The sequence below is a fragment of the Kitasatospora viridis genome, from assembly GCF_007829815.1.
Lineage (GTDB): Bacteria > Actinomycetota > Actinomycetes > Streptomycetales > Streptomycetaceae > Kitasatospora > Kitasatospora viridis.
Map to the genome: position 1 here is coordinate 2675145 of NZ_VIWT01000001.1, position 25219 is coordinate 2700363.

The 25219-nt window shown below is 72.4% G+C and carries 19 protein-coding genes and 1 tRNA gene; 11 read left to right on the top strand and 9 right to left on the bottom strand.

From position 1 onward, the window contains the following. The first annotated feature begins 68 nt into the window (after positions 1 to 68). Positions 69 to 1316: a sensor histidine kinase gene (locus FHX73_RS11855; protein ID WP_145904975.1), complete on the top strand. Its 1248-nt coding sequence runs from the start codon at positions 69 to 71 to the stop codon at positions 1314 to 1316. Beyond that, positions 1313 to 1966, top strand: coding sequence for a response regulator (locus FHX73_RS11860; RefSeq protein ID WP_145904976.1), 654 nt, complete (start codon positions 1313 to 1315; stop codon positions 1964 to 1966). Before FHX73_RS11855 ends, FHX73_RS11860 begins: the two co-directional genes overlap by 4 nt. A gap of 28 nt (positions 1967 to 1994) precedes the next feature. On the opposite strand, the gene FHX73_RS11865 is transcribed toward FHX73_RS11860, so the two are convergent. Beyond that, on the bottom strand, positions 1995 to 2576 hold the full coding sequence (locus tag FHX73_RS11865; RefSeq protein ID WP_145904977.1) for a TetR/AcrR family transcriptional regulator: 582 nt from the start codon (positions 2574 to 2576) through the stop codon (positions 1995 to 1997). 148 nt (positions 2577 to 2724) lie between these two features. Here FHX73_RS11865 and FHX73_RS11870 point away from each other — a divergent pair, with 148 nt between their 5' ends. The 3 genes from FHX73_RS11870 to FHX73_RS11880 all read left to right on the top strand — a co-directional run bounded on the left by FHX73_RS11870 (position 2725) and on the right by FHX73_RS11880 (position 8264). Continuing rightward, positions 2725 to 3975, top strand: coding sequence for an FAD-dependent monooxygenase (locus FHX73_RS11870; protein WP_145904978.1), 1251 nt, complete (start codon positions 2725 to 2727; stop codon positions 3973 to 3975). Between the two features lie 104 nt (positions 3976 to 4079). Next, entirely contained in the window at positions 4080 to 8060 is a 3981-nt protein-coding gene (gene hrpA, locus FHX73_RS11875) for an ATP-dependent RNA helicase HrpA (RefSeq protein WP_145904979.1), read from the top strand. Positions 8061 to 8187: 127 nt separating this feature from the next. Then, positions 8188 to 8264 (top strand) — tRNA-Asp (locus tag FHX73_RS11880). 538 nt (positions 8265 to 8802) lie between these two features. Here FHX73_RS11880 and bldC read toward each other — a convergent pair. Both bldC and FHX73_RS11890 read right to left on the bottom strand, forming a co-directional pair. Then, positions 8803 to 9009, bottom strand: coding sequence for a developmental transcriptional regulator BldC (gene bldC, locus FHX73_RS11885; protein ID WP_014137253.1), 207 nt, complete (start codon positions 9007 to 9009; stop codon positions 8803 to 8805). A gap of 623 nt (positions 9010 to 9632) precedes the next feature. Beyond that, positions 9633 to 10529: a DUF8083 family protein gene (locus FHX73_RS11890; RefSeq protein ID WP_246213474.1), complete on the bottom strand. Its 897-nt coding sequence runs from the start codon at positions 10527 to 10529 to the stop codon at positions 9633 to 9635. Between the two features lie 181 nt (positions 10530 to 10710). Here FHX73_RS11890 and FHX73_RS11895 point away from each other — a divergent pair, with 181 nt between their 5' ends. Next, entirely contained in the window at positions 10711 to 11886 is a 1176-nt protein-coding gene (locus tag FHX73_RS11895) for a Glu/Leu/Phe/Val dehydrogenase dimerization domain-containing protein (RefSeq protein ID WP_425461377.1), read from the top strand. Between the two features lie 347 nt (positions 11887 to 12233). Continuing rightward, positions 12234 to 12482: a DUF3073 domain-containing protein gene (locus tag FHX73_RS11900; protein WP_145904980.1), complete on the top strand. Its 249-nt coding sequence runs from the start codon at positions 12234 to 12236 to the stop codon at positions 12480 to 12482. A gap of 118 nt (positions 12483 to 12600) precedes the next feature. Here FHX73_RS11900 and purM read toward each other — a convergent pair whose 3' ends face one another. From purM to FHX73_RS11915, 3 genes are all read right to left on the bottom strand, one after another. Next, a complete protein-coding gene (gene purM / locus FHX73_RS11905) occupies positions 12601 to 13674 on the bottom strand; it encodes a phosphoribosylformylglycinamidine cyclo-ligase (protein WP_145904981.1) in 1074 nt (357 codons plus the stop codon). Between the two features lie 79 nt (positions 13675 to 13753). Beyond that, positions 13754 to 15331 (bottom strand): amidophosphoribosyltransferase, encoded by a 1578-nt coding sequence (purF, locus tag FHX73_RS11910; RefSeq protein ID WP_145904982.1) that lies wholly within the window; start codon positions 15329 to 15331, stop codon positions 13754 to 13756. Between the two features lie 196 nt (positions 15332 to 15527). Next, positions 15528 to 16361, bottom strand: coding sequence for a diacylglycerol kinase catalytic domain-containing protein (locus tag FHX73_RS11915; protein WP_342795296.1), 834 nt, complete (start codon positions 16359 to 16361; stop codon positions 15528 to 15530). A gap of 126 nt (positions 16362 to 16487) precedes the next feature. Between FHX73_RS11915 and FHX73_RS11920 the strand changes: the two genes are divergently transcribed. Next, on the top strand, positions 16488 to 17771 hold the full coding sequence (locus FHX73_RS11920) for an adenylosuccinate synthase (RefSeq protein WP_145904983.1): 1284 nt from the start codon (positions 16488 to 16490) through the stop codon (positions 17769 to 17771). Between the two features lie 131 nt (positions 17772 to 17902). After that, the gene (locus FHX73_RS11925) at positions 17903 to 18505 is read left to right on the top strand and encodes a GNAT family N-acetyltransferase (RefSeq protein ID WP_145904984.1); all 603 of its coding nucleotides are present in this window, start codon (positions 17903 to 17905) and stop codon (positions 18503 to 18505) included. A 7-nt stretch (positions 18506 to 18512) separates the two neighbouring features. Here the strand turns inward: FHX73_RS11925 and FHX73_RS11930 are convergent, their stop codons facing one another. Both FHX73_RS11930 and FHX73_RS11935 read right to left on the bottom strand, forming a co-directional pair. Beyond that, positions 18513 to 19286, bottom strand: a complete 774-nt coding sequence (locus FHX73_RS11930) for an aminoglycoside 3'-phosphotransferase (RefSeq protein WP_211786176.1) — start codon at positions 19284 to 19286, stop codon at positions 18513 to 18515. 47 nt (positions 19287 to 19333) lie between these two features. Continuing rightward, positions 19334 to 19816, bottom strand: a complete 483-nt coding sequence (locus tag FHX73_RS11935) for an LURP-one-related/scramblase family protein (protein ID WP_145904986.1) — start codon at positions 19814 to 19816, stop codon at positions 19334 to 19336. A 163-nt stretch (positions 19817 to 19979) separates the two neighbouring features. On the opposite strand from FHX73_RS11935, the gene FHX73_RS11940 reads away from it, so the two are divergent. Further along, complete coding sequence (locus tag FHX73_RS11940) at positions 19980 to 21560, top strand: glycosyl hydrolase (RefSeq protein ID WP_170304893.1); 1581 nt, start codon at positions 19980 to 19982, stop codon at positions 21558 to 21560. A gap of 58 nt (positions 21561 to 21618) precedes the next feature. Continuing rightward, a complete protein-coding gene (locus FHX73_RS11945) occupies positions 21619 to 23439 on the top strand; it encodes an NHL domain-containing thioredoxin family protein (RefSeq protein WP_145904988.1) in 1821 nt (606 codons plus the stop codon). Positions 23440 to 23495: 56 nt separating this feature from the next. Here the strand turns inward: FHX73_RS11945 and FHX73_RS11950 are convergent, their stop codons facing one another. Then, the gene (locus FHX73_RS11950; RefSeq protein WP_145904989.1) at positions 23496 to 24806 is read right to left on the bottom strand and encodes a M18 family aminopeptidase; all 1311 of its coding nucleotides are present in this window, start codon (positions 24804 to 24806) and stop codon (positions 23496 to 23498) included. Positions 24807 to 25219 lie beyond the last annotated feature (413 nt).

The following is a 25219-nucleotide window of genomic DNA, read 5'->3' on the forward strand; positions in this document are numbered from 1 at the left end:
CTCCAGCCTGGCAGCCGCGCGGCACCGCGGGCATCGGCGGAAGAGACGACCCCGTCCTGCATCCTTCGATGTACGCCGTTCGAGAACGCCCGTGGTTGGATGGCGAAGTGTCAATCCGTCGGCCGCACCGCTTCGATGCGTCGATCGCCGCGGCCGGTCTGCTCGGCGGGCTGCTGCTCTGGCTGGTCGGTCTGCACACCCAGACGGACGCCCCGCTGCGCGGTCCCTGGGTGCTGCTGCCGCTGACCGTCGTGGCGGCCTTGGAGCTGTGCCGCCGCGACCGCCCGCTGCTGGTGTTCGCGCTCGGCACCGCGCTCGCGGTCGCCGACCAGTGCACCACCGGCAGCCTGGCCACCCTGGTGATGTACACGGACCTGGTCTACGCCTCGGTGCTCTACGGCAGCCCGGCCCTCGCCCGGCGGATCCCGCTCGGCACCGGCCTGTTCACGCTGGTCGTGGCCCTCGGCTTCCTGGCCTGGCTGCGCCAGGCCCAGGCACTGATGATCGCGGTGCCGATCGGCGTGCTGACGTTCGGTCCGGCCGCCACCGGCGCGCTGGTCCGCAACCACCGGGAGGCCGCCCGGACCGCCCGCCGGGAGGCCGCCCAGCACCTGCGGCTGGCCGAGCAGAGCGCCCGGCTGGCCGAGCTGGACCGCGCCCAGGCGGTGGCCGCCGAACGCGCCCGGATGGCCCGCGAGCTGCACGACATGGTGGCCAACCGGCTGACCGCGATCGCCATCCACTCCACCGCCGCGCTCTCGTTGGACGACCCGGGCAGTTCCCGGCAGTCGCTCGGCGTGATCCGGGAGAACAGCGTCGCGGGCCTGACCGAGATGCGCGGGATGATCGGCCTGCTGCGCGAGCGGGAGGACGGCGAACCGCTCGCCGTGCCCACCCTGGACGGCCTGTCCGCGCTGGTCGCCCAGGCCCGGGCGAACGGCCTGGAGGTGGCCCTGCGCACCGTCCCGGACACCGCCGACGCCCGCCCGCCGGTGCCCGCCCCGGTCGAGCTCGCCGCGTACCGGATCGCCCAGGAGTGCCTGACCAACGCGCTCAAGCACGCCGCCCCCGGCCCGGTCGAGGTCCGCCTCACCCACCGCCCGGACGCCCTGACGGTGCGGGTGACCAGCTGCCTGACGGACGGTCACCCGGTCTCCCGGGCCCCCGGTTCGGGTGCCGGCCTGATCGGCATGCGCGAGCGCGCCGCCCTGCTGCACGGCGAGTTCCGGGCCGGACCGGTCGAGCAGGGGCGCTGCTGGGAGGTCCGCGCCGTGCTGCCGCTCACCACCGCACCCCCGCTGGAGGACCCGCGATGACCATCCGCGTGCTGGTCGCCGAGGACCAGTCGGCGGTCCGCGCCGGCCTGGTGCTGATCCTGCGCGCCGCGCCCGGCGTCGAGGTGGTCGGCGAGGCCGGCGACGGCGAGCGCGCGGTCGCGCTGGCCCGCGAGCTGCGCCCGGACCTGGTGCTGATGGACGTCCGGATGCCGCTGCTCGACGGGGTGGCGGCGACCCGCGCGGTGGTCGCCGAACGGCTCGCCCAGGTGCTGGTCCTGACCACCTTCGACCTGGACGAGTACGTCTTCGGCGCGCTGCGGGCGGGCGCCGCCGGGTTCCTGCTGAAGACGGTGGACGCCGCCGGGCTGGTGGCCGCGGTCCGCACGGTGGCGGCCGGCGACAGCCTGATCTCGCCGGACGTGGCCTGGCGGCTGATCAACGAGTTCGCGGCCGCCCGCCCCGCCGCCCGCGCCGAGCGGCTGGCCGACGCGGCCGCCCTGGCCTCGCTCACCCCGCGCGAGCGCGAGGTGCTCGGATACCTCGGCGAGGGCCTGTCCAACGCCGAGATCGCCGCCCGCCTGCGGCTGGCCGAGACCACGGTGAAGACCCACGTCAGCCGCCTGCTCGGCAAGCTCGACCTGCGCAGCCGCGCCCAGGCGGCCGTGCTGGTCCGCGAACTGGAGGGCTGAGCACCGGCCGGCCGGAGCCGACGGTCCGTCAGGCCCCGGCCAGCCGCCCCAGCGCCCGCAGTCCGGCCAGCACCTCCTCGGCGCTCGGCGCCCCCTCCGGGTCCAGCAGCCACTGCGTGAAGAGCCCGCCGAGCAGCGCCGACTGCACCGCGCCGACGCTGCGTTCGGTCGCGCCGTCCACCTCCTCCTCGGGGACGCCGAGGATCCCGGCGGACAGCCCCCGCCGGCCCTCGCGCTGGGCGGCCTGCAGCAGTTCGCGCAGCGCCGGGTTGTGCTCGGCCTGCACCGCCGCCTCCACCGAGGCGAGCCAGAGCTGACGGGTACCGGCGAAGGAGTCCAGCATCCGGCGCCACATCTCGGCGTACTGCTCCGGACCGGCGCCCGAGGGGTCGCCGACGGCCGAGAGCGCGGTGCCGACGGCCCGTCCCCACTCGTCCATGGCCTGCACGAAGGCGGCGGTGAGCAGTGCGTCGCGCGAGCCGAAGTGGTAGCCGATCGCGGCGTGGTTGACCCCGGCCGCGGCGGCGATGTCCCGCACGGTGGTGCGCGCCCAGCCCTTCTCCTTCAGGCACTGGGTGGCTCCGGCCAACAGATCCTCACGGTTTCCCATGGCCACAGGCTAGCGCAGCCATCATCCAAGCGGTTCATCCATGAGGTTCATCCAAACGATTTATCCAGATGGATTGACCGTTTGGATAAACCCGTCCTACGGTGGTTCCGTCAGCACGACACGGACCGACCAAGTCCAGGAGGACGTCATGAGCACCGTTCTGATCTCCGGCGCCGGCATCGCGGGCCCCGCGCTGGCCCACTGGCTGCACCTCGCCGGCCACACCGTCACGGTCGTGGAGAACGCCCCCGCGCTGCGCGACGGCGGCAGCGCCGTGGACTTCCGCGGCGCGCAGCTGGAGGTGCTGCGGCGGATGGGGATCCTGGCGGAGGTCCGGGCCCGGCAGACCGCGATGGGCGCCGAGGTGATCGTCGACGAGGCCGACCGCCCGGTGGTCGAACTGCCCTCGCTGATCTTCAGCGGCGAGCTGGAGATCGAGCGCGGCGAGCTGACCCGGATCCTCCACGAGCGCACCGCGCAGCACGTCGAGTACGTCTTCGGCGACTCGATCACCGAGCTGACCGAGCTCCCCGGCGGCGTCCGGGTCGGTTTCCGGCACGGCGCGACCCGGACCTTCGACCTGGTGGTCGGCGCCGACGGGATGCACTCCAAGGTCCGCGACCTGGTCTGGGGTCCGGAGGAGCGGTTCCGCACCGACTCGGGCTTCTACACCGCGGGCTGCTCGGTGGCGAACCTGCTCGGCCTGGACCACGAGGGCCGGATCCACAACACCCCCGGGCGCGGCGTGATCCTGATGAGCCACCGCGACCCGGCCACCGCCGGCCTCGGCCTGGTCTTCCACACCAGTGCCCTGCCCGACGGCTGGTCCGGCGTCGACCGCCACGACGTCGCCGCCCAGCGGCGGCTGGTCACCGAGGCCTTCGCCGGGGTCGGCTGGCACACCCCCGCGCTGCTGGCGCAGTTGGACTCCGCGCCCGACTGGTACTTCGACTCGCTCAGCCGGATCACCCTGTCCGAGTACTCCCGCGGCCGGGTGGTGCTGCTCGGCGACGCGGCCTGGGGCGCCGGCCCGGGCGGCGGCGGCACCGGCCTGGCGCTGGCCGGCGCCTACGTGCTGGCCGGCGAGCTGGCCGCGCACCCCGGCGACCACCGCGCGGCCTTCGCCGCCTACGAGGAGCTGCTGCGCCCGGGCGCCGTGGTCTCGCAGAAGCAGGCCAAGGGGGCCGGCCCGTTCCTCGCCCCGCTGACCGCGAAGGCGCTGCGCCGGCGCAACCGGATCTACCGGATGCTCACCACGCGGCTGTTCGGGGCGGTGTTCTCCCGGATGGCGATGAAGGCCGCCAACGCGGTCCCGCTGCCCGACTACCCGTCGGCCGACCGCTCGCCGGCCGCGGCCGACCGGCAGCCCGCCCCGGCCGCGGCGGCGGCCGCCCGCTGAGGGTGCGGCGGATGTGACACTTGACGGGCCCGGAAAACTGACGGGCCCGGAAAACTGAGGTGCGCCTGCCCGCGCCTCCTTGCGACCCTTGAGGGATGCCCGCGATGAGTTCCCCCGCCGCCCAGTCCGCCGACGCGACCACCATCGGTGAGCTGGCGGCCCGGCTGCCCGAGTTGATGCTGCGGGACCAGCAGCGGATCGGCCGGCGGCTGGACGGGGCCCGCCGGGTCCGCAAGCCGGAGGCCCGGCAGGCGGTCGCCGCCGAGCTCGCGGCCGAGATCGACCGGGCCGAGCTGCGGCTGGCCGAGCGCCGCGCGGCCGTCCCGCGGATCAGCTATCCGCAGGAACTGCCGGTCAGCCAGAAGAAGGACGAGATCCTGGCCGCGATCCGGGACCACCAGGTGGTGATCGTGGCCGGTGAGACCGGCTCCGGCAAGACCACCCAGATCCCGAAGATCTGCCTGGAGCTCGGCCGCGGCGTCAAGGGCCTGGTCGGCCACACCCAGCCGCGCCGGATCGCCGCCCGCACGGTGGCCGAGCGGATCGCCGAGGAGATCGGCACCCCGCTGGGCGGGACAGTCGGTTGGAAGGTCCGGTTCACCGACCAGGTGGGCCAGGACACCCTGGTCAAGCTGATGACCGACGGCATCCTGCTGGCGGAGGTCCAGACCGACCGCGAACTGCGCCAGTACGACACCCTGATCATCGACGAGGCGCACGAGCGCAGCCTCAACATCGATTTCCTGCTCGGCTACCTGAAGCAGCTGCTCCCCCGCCGCCCCGACCTCAAGGTGGTCATCACCTCGGCGACCATCGACCCGGAGCGGTTCTCCCGCCACTTCGAGGACGCCCCGATCGTCGAGGTCTCCGGTCGCACCTACCCGGTCGAGGTCCGCTACCGCCCGCTGGTGGCCCAGGGCGAGGGGGAGGACGAGGACGACGCGCCCGACGAGGCGGACCGGGACCGCGACCAGGTCCAGGCGATCTGCGACGCGGCCGAGGAGCTCCAGTCCGAGGGCCCGGGCGACATCCTGGTCTTCCTCTCCGGCGAGCGGGAGATCCGGGACACCGCCGACGCCCTGGAGAAACTGAACCTGAAGTTCACCGAGGTGCTCCCGCTCTACGCCCGGCTCAGCTCGGCCGAGCAGCACAAGGTCTTCCAACGCTCCACCAGGCGCCGGATCGTGCTGGCCACCAACGTCGCGGAGACCTCGCTCACCGTCCCCGGCATCAAGTACGTGATCGACCCGGGCACCGCCCGGATCTCCCGCTACAGCCACCGCACCAAGGTGCAGCGGCTGCCGATCGAGGCGATCAGCCAGGCCAGCGCCAACCAGCGCAAGGGCCGCTGCGGCCGCACCAGCGACGGCATCTGCATCCGGCTCTACTCGGAGGAGGACTTCCTCGCCCGCCCCGAGTTCACCGACGCCGAGATCCTGCGCACCAACCTGGCCTCGGTGATCCTGCAGATGACCGCGGCCGGTCTGGGCGACATCGCCGCCTTCCCGTTCCTGGACCCGCCGGACTCCCGCAACATCAAGGACGGCGTCAACCTGCTCCAGGAGCTCGGCGCGCTGGACCCGCAGGCGCAGGACCCGAAGAAGCGCCTGACCCCGCTCGGCCGCAAGCTGGCCCAGCTGCCGGTGGACCCCCGGCTGGCCCGGATGGTGCTGGAGGCGGACCGCAACGGCTGCGTCCGGGACGTCATGGTGATCGCCGCCGCGCTCTCCATCCAGGACCCGCGCGAGCGGCCGACCGAGAAGCGCCAGGCGGCCGACGAGCGGCACCGCCGCTTCACCTCGGAGACCTCCGACTTCCTCTCCTACCTGGCGATGTGGCGCTACGTCAGGGAGCAGCAGCGCGAGCTCTCCTCCTCCGCGTTCCGCCGGATGTGCAAGAGCGAGTTCCTGAACTACCTGCGGATACGGGAGTGGCAGGACATCTACGTCCAGCTGCGCACCGTCGCCAAGCAGCTCGGCGTGACCATCGAGGAGGCCAGGGACGACGTCGAGCCGGACGCCGACCGGATCCACCAGTCGCTGCTGGCCGGCCTGCTCTCCCACATCGGCCTGTTCGACGTGGAGAAGCGCGAGTACGGCGGCGCCCGCGGCGCCCGCTTCGCGGTCTTCCCGGGCTCCGGCCTGTTCAAGAAGCCGCCGCGCTGGGTGATGTCGGCCGAGCTGGTGGAGACCTCGCGGCTGTGGGCCCGGATCAACGCCAAGGTCGAGCCGGAGTGGATCGAGCCGCTGGCCGGCCACCTGATCAAGCGCAACTACAGCGAGCCGCACTGGGAGAAGAAGGCCGGCGCGGTGATGGCCTTCGAGCGGGTCACCCTCTACGGCGTGCCGATCGTCACCCAGCGCCGGGTGAACTACGGCCGGATCGACCCCGCGCTCTGCCGCGAACTCTTCATCCGCAACGCCCTGGTGGAGGGCGACTGGGAGACCCACCACCGGTTCTTCGCCGAGAACCGCACGCTGCTCGGCGAGGTGGCGGAGCTGGAGAACCGCGCCCGCCGCCGGGACATCCTGGTGGACGACCAGACCCTGTTCGACTTCTACGACGCGAGGCTGCCGGAGGAGGTCGTCTCCACCCGGCACTTCGACTCCTGGTGGAAGAAGGCCCGGCACGACCAGCCGGACCTGCTCAACTTCGAGAAGTCGATGCTGATCAACGACGCCGCCGGCGGCGTCACCGAGGCCGACTACCCGGACCACTGGCAGCAGGGCAAGCTCCGGCTGCAGCTGACCTACCAGTTCGAGCCGGGCAGCGACGCGGACGGCGTGACCGTGCACATCCCGCTGCCGGTGCTCAACCAGGTCTCGGCGGAGGGCTTCGACTGGCAGATCCCGGGCCTGCGCGAGGAGCTGGTCACCGCGCACATCCGCACGCTGCCGAAGGCGGTCCGGCGCAACTTCGTGCCCGCGCCGGACTTCGCCAAGGCCGCCCTGCGCGAACTGACCGACCGCCAGGAGCCGTTGCTGCCCTCGCTGGAGCGGGTGCTGCACCGGATGTCCGGCATCCCGATCCCGCCGGAGGCCTGGGACGACGAGCGGGTCCCGGACCACCTCAAGGTCACCTTCCGGGTGGTGGACGGCAAGCGGAAGCTGGCCGAGTCCAAGGACCTGGAGGAGCTGCGGCTGCGGCTGACCCCCAAGCTCAAGGAGACCCTCTCCTCGGCGGCCGCAGCCAGCGGCCGGGGCATCGAGCGCACCGGCCTGACCGCCTGGCCGGACGACCTGCCGCTGATCCAGCGCACCTTCGAGCAGCGCTCGCGCGGCCACTCGCTGCGCGCCTACCCGGCGTTGACCGACGACGGCGACTCGGTCTCGATCCGGCTCTACGACACCCCGGCGGCCCAGCAGCAGGCGATGTGGCAGGGCACCCGCCGGCTGCTGCTGCTCGTGTGCAACTCGCCCGCGAAGCAGATCCAGGCCCGGCTCGGCAACCAGGCGAAGCTGGCACTCTCCTACAACCCGCACGGCTCGGTCCCGGCCCTCTTCGAGGACATCACGGCCTGCGCGGTGGACCGCCTGATGACCCTGAACGGCGGGGTGGCCTGGGACGCCGAGTCCTTCACCAAGCTCTACGACAAGGTCCGGGCCGACCTGTACGAGCTGTCCGCCGACACCACGTTGAAGACCGCCTCCGCCCTGATCGCCTACCACCGGGCCGGCAACCGGCTGCGGACGGTGCAGAGCCCGGTGCTGCTGGCCGCCGTGAACGACGTGAAGCTGCACCTGGCCTCGCTGGTGCACCCGGGCTTCGTCACGGCGACCGGCTGGCAGCGGCTGGGGGACGTCAAGCGCTACCTGATCGCGGTGGACCGCCGGCTGGAGGCGCTGCCCAACCACCCGCAGCGCGACGCCCTGAACCTCTCGAAGGTGCAGGAGGTGCAGCGGGCGTACGGCGAGCTGCTGGCGGCCGTGCCGACCGGCCAGCAGCCGAGCGAAGAGGTCCGGCAGATCCGCTGGATGATCGAGGAGCTGCGGGTGAGCTTCTTCGCCCAGTCGCTGGGCACCCCGGCGCCGGTCTCGGAGAAGCGGATCCTCAAGGCGATGGACGCGGCCCGGGCCACCCTCTGAGCCCTGCCCCAGGTCGGGCCGGTGAGCCCTCGGCAGCCGGTTCGACCTGGGGCCCCGCGATGCAGTACGATCTGTCTTGTCACCGCGCAGAGCAGTGACAAACACTGCGAACAGCAGTGAACTTCCAGGCCCTGTGGAGCAGTTGGTTAGCTCGCCACCCTGTCAAGGTGGAGGTCGCGGGTTCAAGTCCCGTCAGGGTCGCCACGAGCGAGAGGCCCGGAACCGAGAGGTTCCGGGCCTCTCGTCGTTCTCCGGCCGAGCCGGCCCGCCCGGCCTCCGACGGACCGTCAGCCGCATTATCGACACGCCGGTCCGCGCCACAAGGACGACATGTGTGACCGTCGTCACTTATCTTCCCTTGAACTCGGGCGACTCCGACGCCCCTCCAGGACCTCGACATTTAATATGTAAAATTGCACTGTCTTTCCGATGCTTTCCCCGCCCCCGCCAACCGGATTTCCCAGCGCCACTGGAGTCACAAAAGTTCTCCATTGCACCATCATTGTCCGGTCAAATGACAGCCATGTAATAGTTGATGCTCATGTCGCCCGACATGGCGACCGAATAAACATCCCACGACTTTTACGGCCCTTAGGGCGCCCTTGACGCCCCCTGGGGGCGCCCGCGGGAAAGCGGTCCCGGACATGCCGGAGGGGGCCGTTCCCCGGACCCGGCGGAGTCCGGGGGACGACCCCCTCTGTCACGTGCTGCGGCGGCGGGTTGAGCGACCCGCCGCGGCGCCTCAGGCTTCGGTGCGCTGGGCGGGGATACCGGCCAGCAGCGCCCGCACCTCCGCCTCCCGGTACCGGCGGTGGCCGCCGAGCGTGCGGATGGACGTGAGCTTCCCGGCCTTCGCCCACCGGGTCACGGTCTTCGGGTCCACCCGGAACATGGTGGCGACCTCCGCCGGCGTCAGCAGGGGTTCAGCGTCAGGGGTACGAGCGGTCATGAGCGGCCTCCTCGGAGAACCGAACCAGGGCGGTTCTATCCTTCAAATTCTGCACCTTGGCCCGCGATGCCCGAAATGGCACGGACGGACCGAGTCGGTTATAGGACGAACGGCTTGTCCTGGTGTCTACAACTACACCATCCGTCCAGCCCTATCGACCAAACCGCCAAAATTGGCCCCTCACGGGTTCAAGAGCGACGGAAGGCTATGGACCATCCCATAACGGACAGTCACGAGTTCGCGACATTCGGTTATGGGCCACCCAGACCTATCGTTTCCCCCCAAAGGGCACACCGACCCCAGATCCACCCAAAAGTGGGCAGGACTGAGGAGAGTTGGGCGGCTTGTCCCATTTTTACCGTTAGCCGTGACTTCGCGTCAACGGTGAGTAGTGTCACGTTAGTGGAGTATTGACCCGAACCGGGACCTTGGTCCCAAGGGTCCCGAACATCTTTCCTACCCAGCCCGACGGCCGATTGCACTCCACTGAACCCCCTAGAACTCGCACGCACCAGGACGCGCCGCAGCGCTCCGGTGTCCCGTGCTCCCCCGTCATACAAGCAGTCCCCCCGGACAACTCGTCACCATCCGGCCACCGAGGCGGCCTGATCCCCCGTCAGCGGTCAGTTGGCCGACCGCAGTGCCTGCACCTGCCGCCAGCGCTCCGTCACCGTCTCATACGCCTCCGCCGCCGCCTCCGCGTCGCCCTCCCGCAGCGCCGCCAGACCGTCCGCCAGTTCTCCCGCCGAGTGGTCGGCCGCCAGGGCCCGCTCGCCGATCACGTGCACCAGCCCGCCGTAGTCCAGCTCCACCAGCGAGCGCGGGTGGAACTCCTCCAGCCACCGGCCCACCTCCTCCGCGCCGCCGGTCAGCGCCGCGTCGCGGACCCGCTCCCGCAGCACCCGGTAGCTCCGGGCCACCCGGCGGCGGGCCTGGGCCATGCTGGTCAGGTAGAAGAGCGCGGCCGGCTCCTCCGCCCGCGCCCCGTCGCCCGGCCCGCCCGCCGGCCGGTAGCGCCGGTCCTCGGCGCCGAACGGCAGGAACCAGCGCACCGGAACCTCCCAACGGCTGGTCAGGATCCACGGCCGGGCGTCCGGGTGGGCCGAGCGCCAGCGCTCCTGGGCGGCCAGCGCCTCCTCCCGCGCCCGGCGCGGCAGCACGGTGTCCAGCAGCGCGACGGGCAGCGAGTCCCGCAGTTCCTCCAGCGCCTGCCAGTTGCGCAGCCGGGTGGCCCACGGGCAGACGTAGGTGACCGAGTCCACCACCCGCAGGAAGGCCCGGTCGCCCTCGACGTCGGGCCGGGCGCGCGGCGGCCGGGGCAGCAGGCCGGCGAGCGCCTCCCGCTGCGCTTCGAGCGCCGCCCGCGCCACCGGTTCGTCCGCCGAGGCCGCGTCCGGGCCGTGCGCGGCCAGCCTGGCCTGCCAACGCAGCCGGTCCGGCTCGGGCAGCGCCGCGAGCGGCTCGTACACCCGCAGGTGGGCGGCGTAGGGCGGCAGCACGGATGTGCGCACAGCGGTCACGCCCTGCATCGTCGCACGGGGCACCGGCTCAGCGGGAGGCACCGGACCGCATGATCCGGCCGTTCTGCGGGCCCGGATCCGGTCCGTACCGAGGGGAGTCCGGCGGCCGGGCTCCGCACTAGGCTTCGCCCTAGATGGCCCGCACCACAGCAGCGGGCCCGCAGATACTGGAGTCACCACAGTGACCGACGTACGCACCGATTCCGCTGTGCACCCCGCACCAGGTGTGCTGAGCCGGATCTTCCGTACCGAGCAGGACGGCGTCCCGGGCGACGGGCACGAGCAGGTCGTGCTCTGCCACGACCGCACCACCGGCCTGAAGGCGATCGTCGCCATCCACTCCACCGCGCTGGGCCCGGCCCTCGGCGGCACCCGGTTCCACCAGTACGCCTCCGAGGAGGAGGCGCTGGAGGACGCGCTGCGGCTGTCCCGCGGGATGAGCTACAAGAACGCGCTGGCCGGTCTCGACCTCGGCGGCGGCAAGGCCGTGATCATCGGCAACCCGGCCCCGAAGGCCGAGGGCGGCGACAAGTCCGAGGCGCTGCTGCGCGCCTACGGCCGCTTCGTCCAGTCGCTGGCCGGCCGCTACGTGACCGCCTGCGACGTGGGCACCTACGTCCAGGACATGGACGTGGTGGCCCGCGAGTGCGACTACGTGACCGGCCGCTCGCCGGAGCACGGCGGCGCCGGCGACTCCTCGATCCTGACCGCCTTCGGCGTCTTCCAGGGCATGCGCGCCTCGGCCCAGGCCCGCTGGGGCCAGCCGACCCTGCGCGGCAAGCGGGTCGGCGTGGCCGGCGTCGGCAAGGTCGGCCACTACCTGGTCGGCCACCTGGTCGCGGACGGCGCCACCGTGGTCGTCACCGACCCGTTCGAGGCCGCCGTCAACCGCGTCCGGGCCGCCCACCCGGACGTCGAGGTGGTCGCCGACACCAAGGCCCTGCTGGGCTCCTCCCTGGACGTGTACGCCCCGTGCGCGCTCGGCGGCGCGCTGGACGACGAGACGGTCGCCCAGCTGAGCGCGGCCGGCACCATGGTGGTCTGCGGCGCGGCCAACAACCAGCTGGCCCACCCGGGCGTGGAGAAGGACCTGGCCGACCGCGGCATCCTGTACGCGCCCGACTACCTGGTGAACTCCGGCGGCGTGATCCAGGTGGCCGACGAGATCGACGGCTTCAACTTCGAGCGGGCCAAGAACAAGGCCACCAAGATCTTCGACACCACCCTGGAGATCTTCACCCGGGCCGCCGACGACGGGATCCCGCCGGCGGTCGCCGCGGACCGGTTGGCCGAGCGCCGGATGCGCGAGATCAGCGCCCTGCGCACGATCCTGCTGCCGGGCGCACGCCGGGGCTGACGCTCCGTGGCACCGGCCGCATCACAATGTGGACCCGGATTGCGGCTTGTCCCCCGATCGGGCGCCCCAGGCGCCACGGTCGGGGGATAATCAGTGCCGGAACGACGGTCCCGGTCCACCCGCCGGGCACCCTGGGATCGCCCGGAATTCCCCGTCCGACCAGGCGGGTCCTGGTTCGGCGGGGCGACAGTGCGCGCCACGTCACACCGGCGACGTACCGTCCGGGGGCGGAAACAGGTACCGTTGATGCTCCAAGGGACGGCTATCCCGATTCGGGCGAGCCGCTCCTGATCATGAACACGTGTCAGACTCGGGGCCGTGAGCCCCATCGTTGAGGGGGTCGACCCATGGGGCGCGGCCGGGCCAAGGCCAAGCAGACGAAGGTCGCCCGCGAGCTGAAGTACAACAGCGGCGGCTTCGACGCTAACCGTCTGTCCAGCGAGCTGGGCGTTACACCCGTCCGTCCGGTCAACCCAGAGCCGGTTGACGAGGACGAGGACGACCCCTACGCCGCCTACGCGGACTACTACAACGACGACGAGGACGACGAGGAGGAGGCCGACGCCGGCCACCACCAGTCCCGCCGACGCGTCTGACGTCCCTGCCCTGACCGGTCCGAGCGCCTGAGCGCCGGGCCGGTTTTCGGCGTGCTCGGGGCCGGTCGGACCGGGAAAAACAGCGAGCGGGCCCCGGAGGGCCCGCTCGACCGTTCGATCAGCTCGCGTAGTCGCCGTACAGCGCCGCGCCGTCCGCGTGCTCCGCGCCGCGGTCCACGATGTCGCCGAGCAGCCAGGCCTCGACGCCGCGGTCCTCCAGGATCGACAGCACCACGTCCACCGACTCCGGCGGCACCACGGCCACCATGCCGATGCCCATGTTGAGGGTCTTCTCGATCTCCAGGGTCTTCATCCGGCCCACCTCGGCCACGGTCTGGAAGACCGGCAGCGGGGTCCAGGTGCCGCGGTCCAGCCGGGCGTGCAGCCCGTCCGGGATCACCCGGGCCAGGTTCGCCGCCAGGCCACCACCGGTGACGTGCGAGAACGCGTGCACCTCGGTCGCCCGGGTGAGCGCCAGGCAGTCCAGCGAGTAGATCCGGGTGGGCTCCAGCAGCTCCTCGCCCAGGGTGCGGCCGAACTCCGGCACCTCGCGGTCCAGCTGCCAGCCGGCCTGGTTCAGCAGCACGTGGCGGACCAGCGAGTAGCCGTTGGAGTGCAGGCCGGAGGCGGCCATCGCGATCACCACGTCGCCGGCCCGCACCCGGTCGGCGCCGAGCAGCTGGTCGGCCTCGACCACGCCGGTGCCGGCCCCGGCCACGTCGTACTCGTCCGGGCCGAGCAGGCCCGGGTGCTCCGCGGTCTCGCCGCCGACCAGCGCGCAGCCGGCCAGCACGCAGCCCTCGGCGATGCCCTTGACGATCTGCGCGACCCGCTCCGGGTGGACCTTGCCGACGCAGATGTAGTCGGTCATGAAGAGCGGCTCGGCGCCGCAGACCACCAGGTCGTCCACCACCATGCCGACCAGGTCGTGGCCGATGGTGTCGTGCTTGTCCATCGCGGCGGCCAGCGCGACCTTGGTGCCGACGCCGTCGGTGGCGGAGGCCAGCAGCGGACGCTCGTAGCGCTTCAGGGCGGAGATGTCGAAGAGCCCGGCGAAGCCGCCCAGGCCGCCGACCACCTCGGGCCGGTTGGTCTTCTTCACCCACTGCTTCATGAGCTCGACGGCGCGGTCGCCCGCCTCGATGTCGACTCCGGCGGCGGCGTAGGTGGCGCCGCTCTCATTGGTGGTCACTGCGTGCGGCCCTCTCGGGTCAAGTGGGGGTTGCTGAGAACGGCGGGGCCCCGGTTCTTCGGGGCCCCGCCGTGTGGTCCTACGGTCGGCGCAGCGCGTCGGCCGCACCGTGACCGCCGAGCAGGGACTGCACCCCGTCGAGGTCGGAGGTCGGCTTGCCCCGGGTGGCGGGGGGCTGCTGGCTGCCGGCGATCTCCGCCTCCAGCAGCAGCTTGCCGAGCAGCGCCGGGTCCGGCAGCTCCATCGGGTACTCGCCGTCGAAGCAGGCCCGGCAGAGCTTGTCCTTGGGCTGCTTGGTGGCCTCGATCATGCCGTCGATCGAGATGTAGGAGAGCGAGTCGGCACCCAGGGTGCGGCCGATCTCCTCCACCGTCATGCCGTTGGCGATCAGCTCGGCCCGGGTGGCGAAGTCGATGCCGAAGAAGCACGGCCACTTCACCGGGGGCGAGGAGATCCGGATGTGCACCTCGGCGGCGCCCGCCTCGCGGAGCATCCGGACCAGGGCGCGCTGGGTGTTGCCGCGGACGATCGAGTCGTCCACGACCACCAGGCGCTTGCCCTCGATCACCTCGCGCAGCGGGTTGAGCTTGAGCCGGATGCCGAGCTGACGGATGGTCTGGCTGGGCTGGATGAAGGTGCGCCCGACGTAGGCGTTCTTCACCAGGCCGGCGCCGAACGGGATGCCGCTGGCCTCGGCGTAGCCGATCGCGGCCGGGGTGCCGGACTCGGGGGTGGCTATCACCAGGTCGGCCTCGACCGGGGCCTCGGCGGCCAGCCGGCGGCCCATCTCGACCCGGGAGAGGTAGACGTTGCGGCCGGCGATCGAGGTGTCCGGGCGGGCCAGGTACACGTACTCGAAGACGCAGCCCTTGGGCTTGGCCTCGGCGAAGCGCGAGCTGCGCATGCCGTTCTCGTCGATCGCGATCAGCTCGCCCGGCTCCACCTCGCGGATGAAGGAGGCGCCGCAGATGTCGAGGGCCGAGGTCTCGGAGGCGACCACCCAGCCGCGCTCCAGCCGACCCAGCACCAGCGGGCGGATGCCCTGCGGGTCGCGGGCCGCGTAGAGGGTGTGCTCGTCCATGAAGACCAGCGAGAAGGCGCCGCGGACCTTCGGGAGCACCGTGCGGGCGGTCTCCTCGATCGACAGGTCCGGGTGGCCGGCCAGCAGGGCGGTGAGCAGGTCGGTGTCGTTGGTCGCGGCCGTGCGGCCGGAGCGGGAGACGTGCTCCGCACCGGGCAGCTGGGCGACCATCTCCGCCAGTTCGGCGGTGTTCACCAGGTTTCCGTTGTGACCGAGCGCGAGCGAACCGTGCGCGGTCGCCCGGAAGGTCGGCTGGGCGTTCTCCCAGACCGAGGACCCGGTGGTCGAGTAGCGGGCATGTCCTACGGCGATATGCCCGTGCAACGACCCCAGCGAGGCCTCGTCGAAGACCTGGGAGACCAGTCCCATGTCCTTGAAGACGAGAATCTGGGAGCCGTTGCTCACTGCGATTCCCGCGGATTCCTGTCCGCGGTGCTGCAGGGCATAGAGGCCGAAGTACGAGAGCTTGGCGACCTCCTCGCCGGGAGCCCAGACCCCGAAGACGCCGCATGCGTCCTGGGGGCCCTTCTCGCCGGGAAGAAGATCGTGGTTGAGTCTTCCGTCACCACGTGGCACGCCTTCGAGTCTAGGGCAGTTCGCACCGGTTCTGGCCGCCGGGAGTGGCCCGGGCCAGGCGGTTTGACCAGCGACGCGCGTAGACGAAACCCCTTACCAGAGCGGGTCGCCAGGCTGGAGGGGGATCGGGTGTTCGACGGTGACCTCGCTCACTCTCCGGCCGGCGGGTGGCCCGCAGGTGTCCGCGGGGCGTCCGTCAGGCCACCGGGAGCACCAGCCGCCAGGCTCCCGGGTGCGCCGTCCAGGTGCGCTCGGGCACCGGGCCGGCCGGGCAGCCGTCCGCCTCGTAGCCGAAGGCGCGGCCGGCCACGGTGACCCGGGAGGCCCGGACCCGCAGCAGGGTGCGCCCGGAGCCGGCCGCCCGGACCACCACCTCGACCGCCTCCCCGCCGGCCGGCAGCCGCAGCGCGACCAGTCGCGGCGGCCGCCCGGCGCCGCCGAGCTCGCGGCCGTCCACCTCGACCCGCAGCCGCTCGCCGGGATGCTCCACCTGCTCGGCTGCAATCAGTTTCGCCCAGAGCGAACGCCATCCGCCCGAATGGCTGCCCCGCCGACCGGGGATCCGCACCTCGCCGAGCACCACGCCGTCCCCGTCGTCGAGCAGCAGCCCCAGCTGCCGGGGCACTCCGGCGAGCACCGCGCGGGCCGCCGCCACCGGCTCCAGCGGCACCCCGAGCGCGCGGGCCAGCGCCACCTCCCGGCCGCTGCCCACCGGCACCAGGGCGACCGGGCCGGCCGCCAACTCCCCCTGCCGGTGCAGGGCCTGGACCACCCGCTGGAGCGCGAGGTCGGAGCCGACCACCACCGGACGGCGCCGTCCGCGGTGCGAGAGCACCTTGTCCAACTCGGTCGCGCTGGCCGGCACCGCGACCTTCACGTCCGTCCCGCCGCTGAGCACGTCCCGGGCGATCCGCACCGCCTCGCCGTCCGCGGCCTTGGCGGCCGGGTCGAGCAGCACCAGCAACGGTGCGGCGCCGGGCGGTCCGGCTGCGTCGGGGGGCTGGGGGGCGGGCGTGGACTGGGACGACACGACCGGTCCTTCCTCAGGTAATCTCTCGGTGCAAGAGCCCCTTGCGCTATTGCGCCAGGGGCTTCGTCTATCTCGGGGCAGACTGCGGCCTACGCAGGATGCCCCAACCGGAAGGGGTGTACGCCTGTGCCGGCACTCGTGCTCGTTGGTGCCCAGTGGGGAGACGAGGGCAAGGGGAAGGCGACGGACCTCCTCGGCGGCTCCGTCGACTACGTCGTCCGCTACCAGGGCGGCAACAACGCCGGTCACACGGTGGTCATCGGCGACCAGAAGTACGCCCTGCACCTGCTGCCTTCCGGCATCCTGAGCCCCAACGTCGTGCCGGTGATCGGCAACGGCGTGGTGATCGACCCGGGCGTGCTGCTCTCCGAGCTCGCGGGCCTGAACGAGCGCGGCATCGACACCTCCAAGCTGCTGATCTCGGGCAACGCGCACCTGATCACGCCGTACCACCGCACCCTGGACAAGGTGACCGAGCGGTTCCTCGGCAAGCGCAAGATCGGCACCACCGGCCGCGGCATCGGCCCCGCCTACGCGGACAAGATCAACCGGATCGGCATCCGGGTCCAGGACCTCTTCGACGAGTCGATCCTGATCCAGAAGGTCGAAGCGGCGCTCGACCACAAGAACCAGATCCTGGTCAAGCTGTACAACCGCCGCGCCATGCCGGCCGACCTGGTGGTCCAGGAGTACCTGGGCTACGCGGAGCAGATCCGCCCCTACCTCGCCGACACCACGCTGGTGCTGGACGAGGCGCTGAAGGCCGGCAAGGTCGTGCTGCTGGAGGGCGGCCAGGGCACCCTGCTGGACGTCGACCACGGGACCTACCCGTTCGTCACCTCGTCCAACCCGACCTCGGGCGGCGCCTGCACCGGCGCCGGCATCGGTCCCACCAAGATCGACCGGGTGATCGGCATCCTCAAGGCCTACACCACCCGGGTCGGCTCCGGCCCGTTCCCGACCGAGCTGCTGGACGCGGACGGCGAGGCGCTGCGCCGGATCGGCGGCGAGCGCGGTGTCACCACCGGCCGTGACCGCCGGTGCGGCTGGTTCGACGCGGTGATCGCCCGCTACGCGACCCGGGTCAACGGCCTGACCGACTTCTTCCTCACCAAGCTGGACGTGCTGACCGGCTGGGAGCAGATCCCGGTCTGCGTCGCGTACGAGATCGACGGCCGCCGGGTCGACGAGCTGCCGTACAGCCAGACCGACTTCCACCACGCCAAGCCGGTCTACGAGTACCTGCCCGGCTGGAGCGAGGACATCAGCGCGGCGCGCACCTTCGCCGAGCTGCCGAAGAACGCGCAGGCGTACGTGAAGGCGCTTGAGGAGATGTCGGGCGCGCCGATCTCGGCGATCGGCGTCGGCCCCGGCCGGACCGAGACGATCGAGATCAACTCCTTCCTGTAGGCCGGGCTCCGGTCAGGACGGAAGCACAGGGCCCCGGGCGTGCCGCCCGGGGCCCTTTCCATGGGCTTTCCTATTTGCACTAGTTCAATCAACCATTGCATCTAGTTCATTTGCGCACTACCGTTCCGGGCATGAGCGCACAGACTCCCGCCCCCGTCACCCTGACCGGCCGCCACGTCCGCCTGGAGCCGCTGGCCCCCGGGCACACCGCCGACCTGTTCGCCGCCGCCGGCGGGGACGAGGAGGTGTTCCGCTGGCTGGGCTGGGCCGAGCCGCGCACCGAGGCGGAGATGGCCGCGGTGGTCGACGGCTACCTCGGCACGGAGGGCTGCGTCGCCTTCGCCGTCATCGCCACCGACGGCCCGGCGGCCCGCGCGGTCGGCGTCACCTGCTTCTACGACGCCAACCCCGCGCAGGAGTGGGTGGAGATCGGCGGCACCTGGTACGGCCGCGCCGTCTGGCGCACCGCCGTCAACACCGAGTCCAAGCTGCTGCTGCTCACCCACGCCTTCGAGGAGCTCGGCATGGGCCGGGTGATGTGGAAGACCGACAACCTCAACGAGCGCTCGCAGAACGCCATCCGCCGCCTCGGCGCCCAGCACGAGGGCACCTTCCGCCGGGCCCGCCGCCGCAAGGACGGCAGCTGGCGGGACAGCGTCTACTTCGCGATGCTCGCCGAGGAGTGGCCGGCGGCGCGCGAGCGGCTGTCCGGCGCGCTGGCCGCCCGGGGCTGAGCCGGCCTCAGGTCAGGTCCCAGAGCAGCCGGTAGTAGGCGGTGCGGACCGGATCGGGCTCGACCCCGTAGGCGGCCAGCAGCGGCAGCTCCCAGCCGGGGCCGTAGTTCCAGTTGGTGCTCCAGGTGGCGACGGCCAGGTCGGCCCAGCGGTCGGCCAGGCCGAGGGCGCCGAGGTCCACGTGGCCGGCGAACTCGCCGTCCGGGCCGATCAGGGTGTTGGGCGCGCAGGCGTCGCCGTGGCAGACCACCAGCCGGTCCACCGGCGGCGGATCGGCGAGCAGGGCCAGCGCGCGCTCGGCGGTGCCGAGGTGGCGGTGCTCCGGGTGCCAGTCGGCCGGCCCGCTCCCCCGGCGGGCCCTGGCCAGCCGGGTCCCCGTCGACCAGTCGAACGGGCAGTCCTCGACCGGCAGCGCCTCGTGCAGCGCGCGCAGCCCGCGCCCGATCGCCCGCACCGCGGTGGCCGGCTCCCGCTTCCACTCGTCCAGCACCGCCATCCCGCCGGGCAGCGCCGCGGTCAGCAGCCACTGCCCCGCCGCCTCCGCCCCCTGCCCGAGCACCCGGGGCACCCTCGCGAACCGCCCGGCCCAGCCGAGCCGCGGCGCCTCCGCCGCCAGGTCCAGCCCGCTCCCGGACGGCGCCCACTTCACGAACCGCTCCCCCAGCCGGAAGGTCAGCCCGCCGGCCTCGTTGCGCCACACCCCCTCGATCGTGTCCCCGTCGGCCAGCGCGAGCACGGCCTCGGGCACCACCAGCGGTCCCTGCGGTGAATCGATCCTCATGCGGCCCATTCTGACCGTCCGTCAGCCGACGCCCGCCCGGGCCCCCGTCACTCCTGCTCGACCAGGTGGTCCACGCAGACCGCGACGGCGAGCAGCAGACCGGCGTCCGCGCCGTCGGCGATCCGCACGCCGTAGCTGTCGCGCAGCCGGAACCACTTGCGGGAGATCTCGGCGATCCGGTCGCCGTGCGACTCGATCCGGTAGTCCTTGTCGATCAGGTTCCCGTGGATCTCCAGCTCCCCGCCGTCCCGCAGCTCCACGTGGTACTTGTCGCGGAACGGCGTGAAGAGCTTCTTGTGCACGGTCGCGATCACCGTGCCCCGGGCGTCCTCGATCTTCATGGCGTCCCGCACCGACAGCGTCTTCTCCTTGATCACCGCGACCACCCGCCCGCCCGCGTCCTTCAGCTCGAAGGTGTCCCGCAGCCGCAGCACCTTCGCGTCCACCAGGAACGCCTTGGCCCCGTGGTCGTCCTCGATCCAGAAGTCCTCACCGATGCTGAACAGCCGCTCCTTGACCTGGTACTTCATCAGCCGCCTCCACCGCGCTCGTCACCGTCCTTCCCCCGGCCTACCACCCGCCGGCCCGGGCGCCCCGCTGCGACACGGACTCGGCCCGCTTCCCGGCGCGACCGGCCGAACCGGGTCCGGGTGCCTGCGAGTGCTTCACCGCCTGCTGCTACTACTGGCACCCATGAAGCAGAGACTCCGGGAGTACCGAGGCGCACTGGTGTGGGCGTTGCTCTTCGTTCCCCTCGTGCTGAGCGCGCCCGTCACCTCGGAGTCGGCCGTCGCACCGTCAGCTGTCGCACCGTCGGACGGGCAGGCGAGCGCAGCCGCCAGGCAGGTGTTCGACTGGCTGGCGCAACCGCCGGGCCCGGCGGGCAGCCCCGTGGCCTCCGGCTTCTTCGGGGGGTACAGCGGCTCCACCTTCTCGCTGGCCCAGACCCAGCGGCTGCAGCAGCAGACCGGCCAGTCCCCCGGCGTTCTGGCCTGCGACTACGGGGCCGACGGCAGTTCGACCATCGACACCTCCTGCGACGCGACGTTGGAGAGCTGGTGGCAGAGCGGCGGCCTAGTCTCGGTGAGCGTGCACGCGCCGAACCCGGCGCAGCCGAACCTCCAGGGGCTCTACACCCACCTGGCCGACTTCCGGCAGATCACCGACCCGACCACGGCGGTCGGCGCGGCCTGGCAGCGGACCATGGACCAGATCGCGGCCGGACTGTCCGAACTGAACGCCGCCGGAGTCCCGGTGCTGTTCCGGCCGATGCACGAAATGAACGGCTCCGGGAACAAGGCGTTCTGGTGGAGCGGGCAGGACCCGGCGGCGTACGCCACGGTCTGGCGCTACATGTACACCTACCTGACCCGGACCAAGGGCCTGCACAACCTGCTCTGGGTCTACTCCCCGCTGTGCAACGCCGGCGACCGGGCGGGCTACTACCCCGGGGCCGGCTACACCGACGTCGTCGCCCTCGACTGCTACCTGGCCGACCCGACCGCCGCGCAGGGCTACAACGAGCTGGTCGCGCTGGGCAAGCCGTTCGCCTTCGCCGAGATCGGCCCGCCGAACAACTCCAGGTCCGGTCTGCCGGCCACCTCCTCCTACGACTACGGCCGGTGGGCGGACGCCATCCACAACCGGTTCCCCGCCACCAGGTACTTCCTGGCCTGGAACGACGGCTGGAGCCCGGCCAGCCAGCGCGGTGGCCAGAAGCTGCTGACCGCCCCCTGGACGGTCAACCGCGGCGGGATCCAGTTGCCGCCGCGCGCCGGGACGACGGCGCCGGTCCGCCCGACCCGGCCGCCCGGCGACCTGCTGGCCGGCTTCGAGGACGGCACCGCCCAGGGCTGGACCGGCGACCAGCAGCTCGACGGGCCGTGGGCGGTCATCGAGTGGTCGGCGAGCGGCAGCTACTCGCTCAAGGAGGACATCGACCTGGGTCGGCCCGGCACCTCCCTGCGCCACGTCGGCAAGTTCGACCTCAGCAAGTACGCGGGCCTCTCCGTGGTGGCCCGCACCGCGCCCTGGGGCGGCGGCCAGGCCGGCGGGATGCAGGCCAAGCTCTACGTCAAGACCGGCCCGAACCAGACCTGGCACGACGGCGGGGCGGCGGCGATCGGCCCGGACGGCACGACGTTGACCCTGCCGCTGACCGGCCTGGCCGACCTCGACGACGTCCGGGAGATCGGCGTCCAGTTCACCCCCGCGGCCGGCGCGAGCGGCCGGAGCTCGGTGTACGTCGACGATCTGACCGCCGCCCGACCGTAGGCCCTGTCCGGGCGGGCGGGTGGAATGCCGCCGCGCCCGGATGGGGTTGGATGAGGGCATGGCTTCTCGTGCACGTGTCCGCGCCCCCGAGCTCGTCGGTGAGGGCGGTTGGCTGAACACCGGTGGCAAGGATCTGACCCTGGCGGACCTCCGGGGCAAGATCGTGATCGCCGACTTCTGGACCTTCTGCTGCATCAACTGTCTGCACGTACTGGACGAGTTGCGGGAGCTGGAGGAGAAACACCGCGACACCGTGGTGATCGTGGGGGTGCACTCGCCGAAGTTCGTGCACGAGGCCGACCACCAGGCGGTGGTGGACGCGGTGGCGCGGTACGAGGTGGAGCACCCGGTGCTGGACGACCCGGCGCTGGTGACCTGGAAGCAGTACGCGGTGCGGGCCTGGCCGACGTTGGTGGTGATCGACCCCGAGGGGTACGTGGTCGCGCAGCACGCCGGCGAGGGGCACGCGCACGCGATCGAGCGGCTGGTGGAGGAGCTGGAGCAGGAGCACGCGGCCAAGGGCACGCTGCGCCGCGGCGACGGGCCGTACGTGCCGCCGGAGCCGGTGGCCGGGGCGCTGAAGTTCCCCGGCAAGGCGGTGCGGCTGCCCGGTGGCGGCTTCCTGGTGGCGGACTCCGGCCACCACTCGCTGGTGGAGCTGGCCGCGGACGGCGAGACGGTGCTGCGCCGGATCGGCGACGGCGAGCGCGGGCTGGTGGACGGTGCCGCGCCCCGGTTCAGCGAGCCGCAGGGGCTGGCCCTGGTGCCCGAGGGCCTGGAGCTCGGCTACGACGTGGTGGTGGCCGACACGGTCAACCACGCGCTGCGCGGCCTGCGGCTGGCCGACGGCTCGGTGACCACGCTGGCCGGCACCGGCCGCCAGTGGTGGCAGGGCTCGCCGACCAGCGGCCCGGCGACCGGGGTGGACCTCTCCTCGCCGTGGGACGTGGCCTTCTTCGACGGCCGGGTGTGGATCGCGATGGCCGGCGTGCACCAGCTCTGGGCCTTCGACCCGGCCGCCGGCACGGTCGCCGTGGCGGCCGGCACCACCAACGAGGGCCTGGTGGACGGCCCGTCCGCCGAGGCCTGGTTCGCCCAGCCGTCCGGGCTGGCGGTCTCCCCGGACGGCGAGAAGCTCTGGGTGGCCGACTCCGAGACCTCCGCCGTGCGGTGGGTTTCACGTGAAACCAACGAGGTCCGCACCGCGGTCGGGACCGGCCTGTTCGACTTCGGCCACCGGGACGGCGCGGCCGGCCAGGCGCTGCTCCAGCACCCGTTGGGCGTCACCGCGCTGCCGGACGGCTCGGTGGCGATCGCCGACACCTACAACCACGCGCTGCGCCGCTTCGACCCGCGCAGCGGCGAGGTGACCACCCTGGCCACCGACCTGCGCGAGCCCTCCGGCGCGGTGCTGGTGGACGGGGACATCGTGGTGGTGGAGTCGGCCCGGCACCGGCTGACCCGGCTGCGGCTCCCCGAGGAGGCGGTGCAGGTCGAGTCGGTCGCCCACCGCACCCAGCGCGCCGCCACCGAGGTGGCCCCCGGCACGCTCCGGCTGGACGTGGTCTTCTCCGCCCCGACCGGCCAGAAGCTGGACGAGCGCTACGGCCCCTCGACCCGGCTGCTGGTCAGCGCGACCCCGCCCGAGCTGCTGGTCTCCGGCGCGGGTGCGGACACCGCGCTCTCCCGCGAGCTGGTGCTCTCCGCGGAGCTGACCGAGGGCGTGCTGCACGTCTCGGCGATGGCCGCCTCCTGCGACGACGACCCGGACATCGAGTACCCGGCCTGCCACGTGCACCAGCAGGACTGGGGCGTGCCGGTGAAGCTGGTGGCCGGTGGCGCGAGCCGGCTGCCGCTGGTGCTCGCCGGCCTGGAGTAGGGGAGAACGCGACGGCGGGTCAGGGGAGCTCCCCTGACCCGCCGTCACTGCCGTTCTCAACCCTCCAGGAAGGACTTGACCGCCGAGGCCAGCAGGTACGGGTCCTGCGCCCCGCAGAGCTCGCGCGCCGAGTGCATGGAGAGCGCGGCGATTCCGCAGTCCACCGTGGTGATGCCGAGCCGGGCCGCGGTGATCGGGCCGATGGTGGTGCCGCAGGGCATCGCGTTGTTGGAGACGAAGCTCTGCCAGGGCACCCCCGCCCGCTCGCAGGCCGCCGCGAAGACGGCCCGGCCGACGCCGTCGGTGGCGTACCGGTTGTTGACGTTGACCTTGAGGATCGGGCCGCCGTTCGGCACCGGGTGGTGGCCCGGCTCGTGCCGCTCCGAGTAGTTGGGGTGCACCGCGTGGCCCATGTCGCAGGAGAGGCAGATGGTGCCGGCCAGCGCCCGGGCCCGGTCCTCGTCGTGGCCGCCGCGGGCGAAGACGCTGCGCTCCAGCACCCGGCCGAGCAGCGGACCCTGCGCGCCGGTGTCCGACTCGCTGCCGGTCTCCTCGTGGTCGAAGGCGGCCATCACCGGGATGTACGGCAGCTCCTCGGCGGCGGCCGAGGTCGCCACGGCGGCGAGCGCGGCGGTGGCCGCGTGCACCGAGAGCAGGTTGTCCAGCCGGGGGCCGGCCAGCAGCTCGCGGTCCCGGCCCAGGTAGGACGGCGGCTGGATGTCGTGGGTCATCAGGTCCCAGCCGAGCACCTCGGCCGGGTCCAGCTCGGCGCGCTCGGCGACGTACCGGATCAGGCCGCCCTCGTCCACCGGCCCGAGGCCCCAGATCGGGGTCAGGTGGCGCTGCTTGTCGAGCTTCAGGCCGTTGTCGTTGACCTGGCGGTCCAGGTGGATGGCCAGCTGCGGCACCCGGAGCAGCGGCTCGTCCAGCTGCACCAGCCGGGTCGCCCCGCTGCGCAGCACCAGCCGGCCGGAGAGCCCGAGGTCGCGGTCGAGCCAGGTGTTCAGCGGCACCCCGCCGTAGATCTCCACGGCCACCTGGCGCCACCCGGCCGACCCGGTGTCCGGCACCGGCTTGACCCGCAGGTTCGGCGAGTCGGTGTGGGTGCCGACCACCCGGAACGGGGTGGCGGGCGTGGCCGTGCTCGGCACGTACCAGGCGATCAGCGCGCCGCCCCGGATCACGTAGCGGCCACCCGCGGTGCCCTCCCACGCGTCGGCCTCGGCGACCTGCCGGAAGCCCGCCTTCTCCAGGCGCTCGGCCGCCTGGGCCACCGCGTGGTACGGCGACGGCGCGGCGGCCAGATAGGCGATCAGGTCGTCGGTGTGCGTCCGGTCGAAGAAGACCGGACGGGCGTCGTGCGACATGCTGCTCCTGGGTCGAGGGATAGCGGAGAACCGGTGCCGTGGGGCCTCCCCACATGAGCATATGCCCGTACACCGACAGAACGGTCAAGGTTGGGTATCGCCTCCGACCTGCTCGATCGGCCCTCCGAGCGGTCTGCCCGGCCCCGTCCGACCCCGTGCGGGCCCCGTCCGACCAGCCCGGCGGGAGCCCCGGGTCCCGTGGCTGTCAGGCGGTCCGCCGCGGCGCCGATCCGGCCGGCCGCAATACCTCACCATCCATCAGATGCCCATCAGACCTTCACATCAACCGACCGGAACACGACCGACCTGCGACCGGAATGCGACCACGAACCGCACCCGAACCCCACCGGAACAGCACCGTGGGGCCCGCACGAGTGCGGGCCCCACGGTGCTGAGGGTGGGTCAGGCGGTCA

Coding starts and splice junctions, on each gene's coding strand:
- FHX73_RS11855 (WP_145904975.1), top strand. CDS start 69: ATGTACGCCGTTCGAGAACGCCCGTGGTTGGATGGCGAAGTGTCAATC.
- FHX73_RS11860 (WP_145904976.1), top strand. CDS start 1,313: ATGACCATCCGCGTGCTGGTCGCCGAGGACCAGTCGGCGGTCCGCGCC.
- FHX73_RS11865 (WP_145904977.1), bottom strand. CDS start 2,576: ATGGGAAACCGTGAGGATCTGTTGGCCGGAGCCACCCAGTGCCTGAAG.
- FHX73_RS11870 (WP_145904978.1), top strand. CDS start 2,725: ATGAGCACCGTTCTGATCTCCGGCGCCGGCATCGCGGGCCCCGCGCTG.
- hrpA (WP_145904979.1), top strand. CDS start 4,080: ATGAGTTCCCCCGCCGCCCAGTCCGCCGACGCGACCACCATCGGTGAG.
- bldC (WP_014137253.1), bottom strand. CDS start 9,009: ATGACCGCTCGTACCCCTGACGCTGAACCCCTGCTGACGCCGGCGGAG.
- FHX73_RS11900 (WP_145904980.1), top strand. CDS start 12,234: ATGGGGCGCGGCCGGGCCAAGGCCAAGCAGACGAAGGTCGCCCGCGAG.
- FHX73_RS11925 (WP_145904984.1), top strand. CDS start 17,903: ATGAGCGCACAGACTCCCGCCCCCGTCACCCTGACCGGCCGCCACGTC.
- FHX73_RS11930 (WP_211786176.1), bottom strand. CDS start 19,286: ATGAGGATCGATTCACCGCAGGGACCGCTGGTGGTGCCCGAGGCCGTG.
- FHX73_RS11935 (WP_145904986.1), bottom strand. CDS start 19,816: ATGAAGTACCAGGTCAAGGAGCGGCTGTTCAGCATCGGTGAGGACTTC.
- FHX73_RS11940 (WP_170304893.1), top strand. CDS start 19,980: ATGAAGCAGAGACTCCGGGAGTACCGAGGCGCACTGGTGTGGGCGTTG.
- FHX73_RS11945 (WP_145904988.1), top strand. CDS start 21,619: ATGGCTTCTCGTGCACGTGTCCGCGCCCCCGAGCTCGTCGGTGAGGGC.
- FHX73_RS11950 (WP_145904989.1), bottom strand. CDS start 24,806: ATGTCGCACGACGCCCGTCCGGTCTTCTTCGACCGGACGCACACCGAC.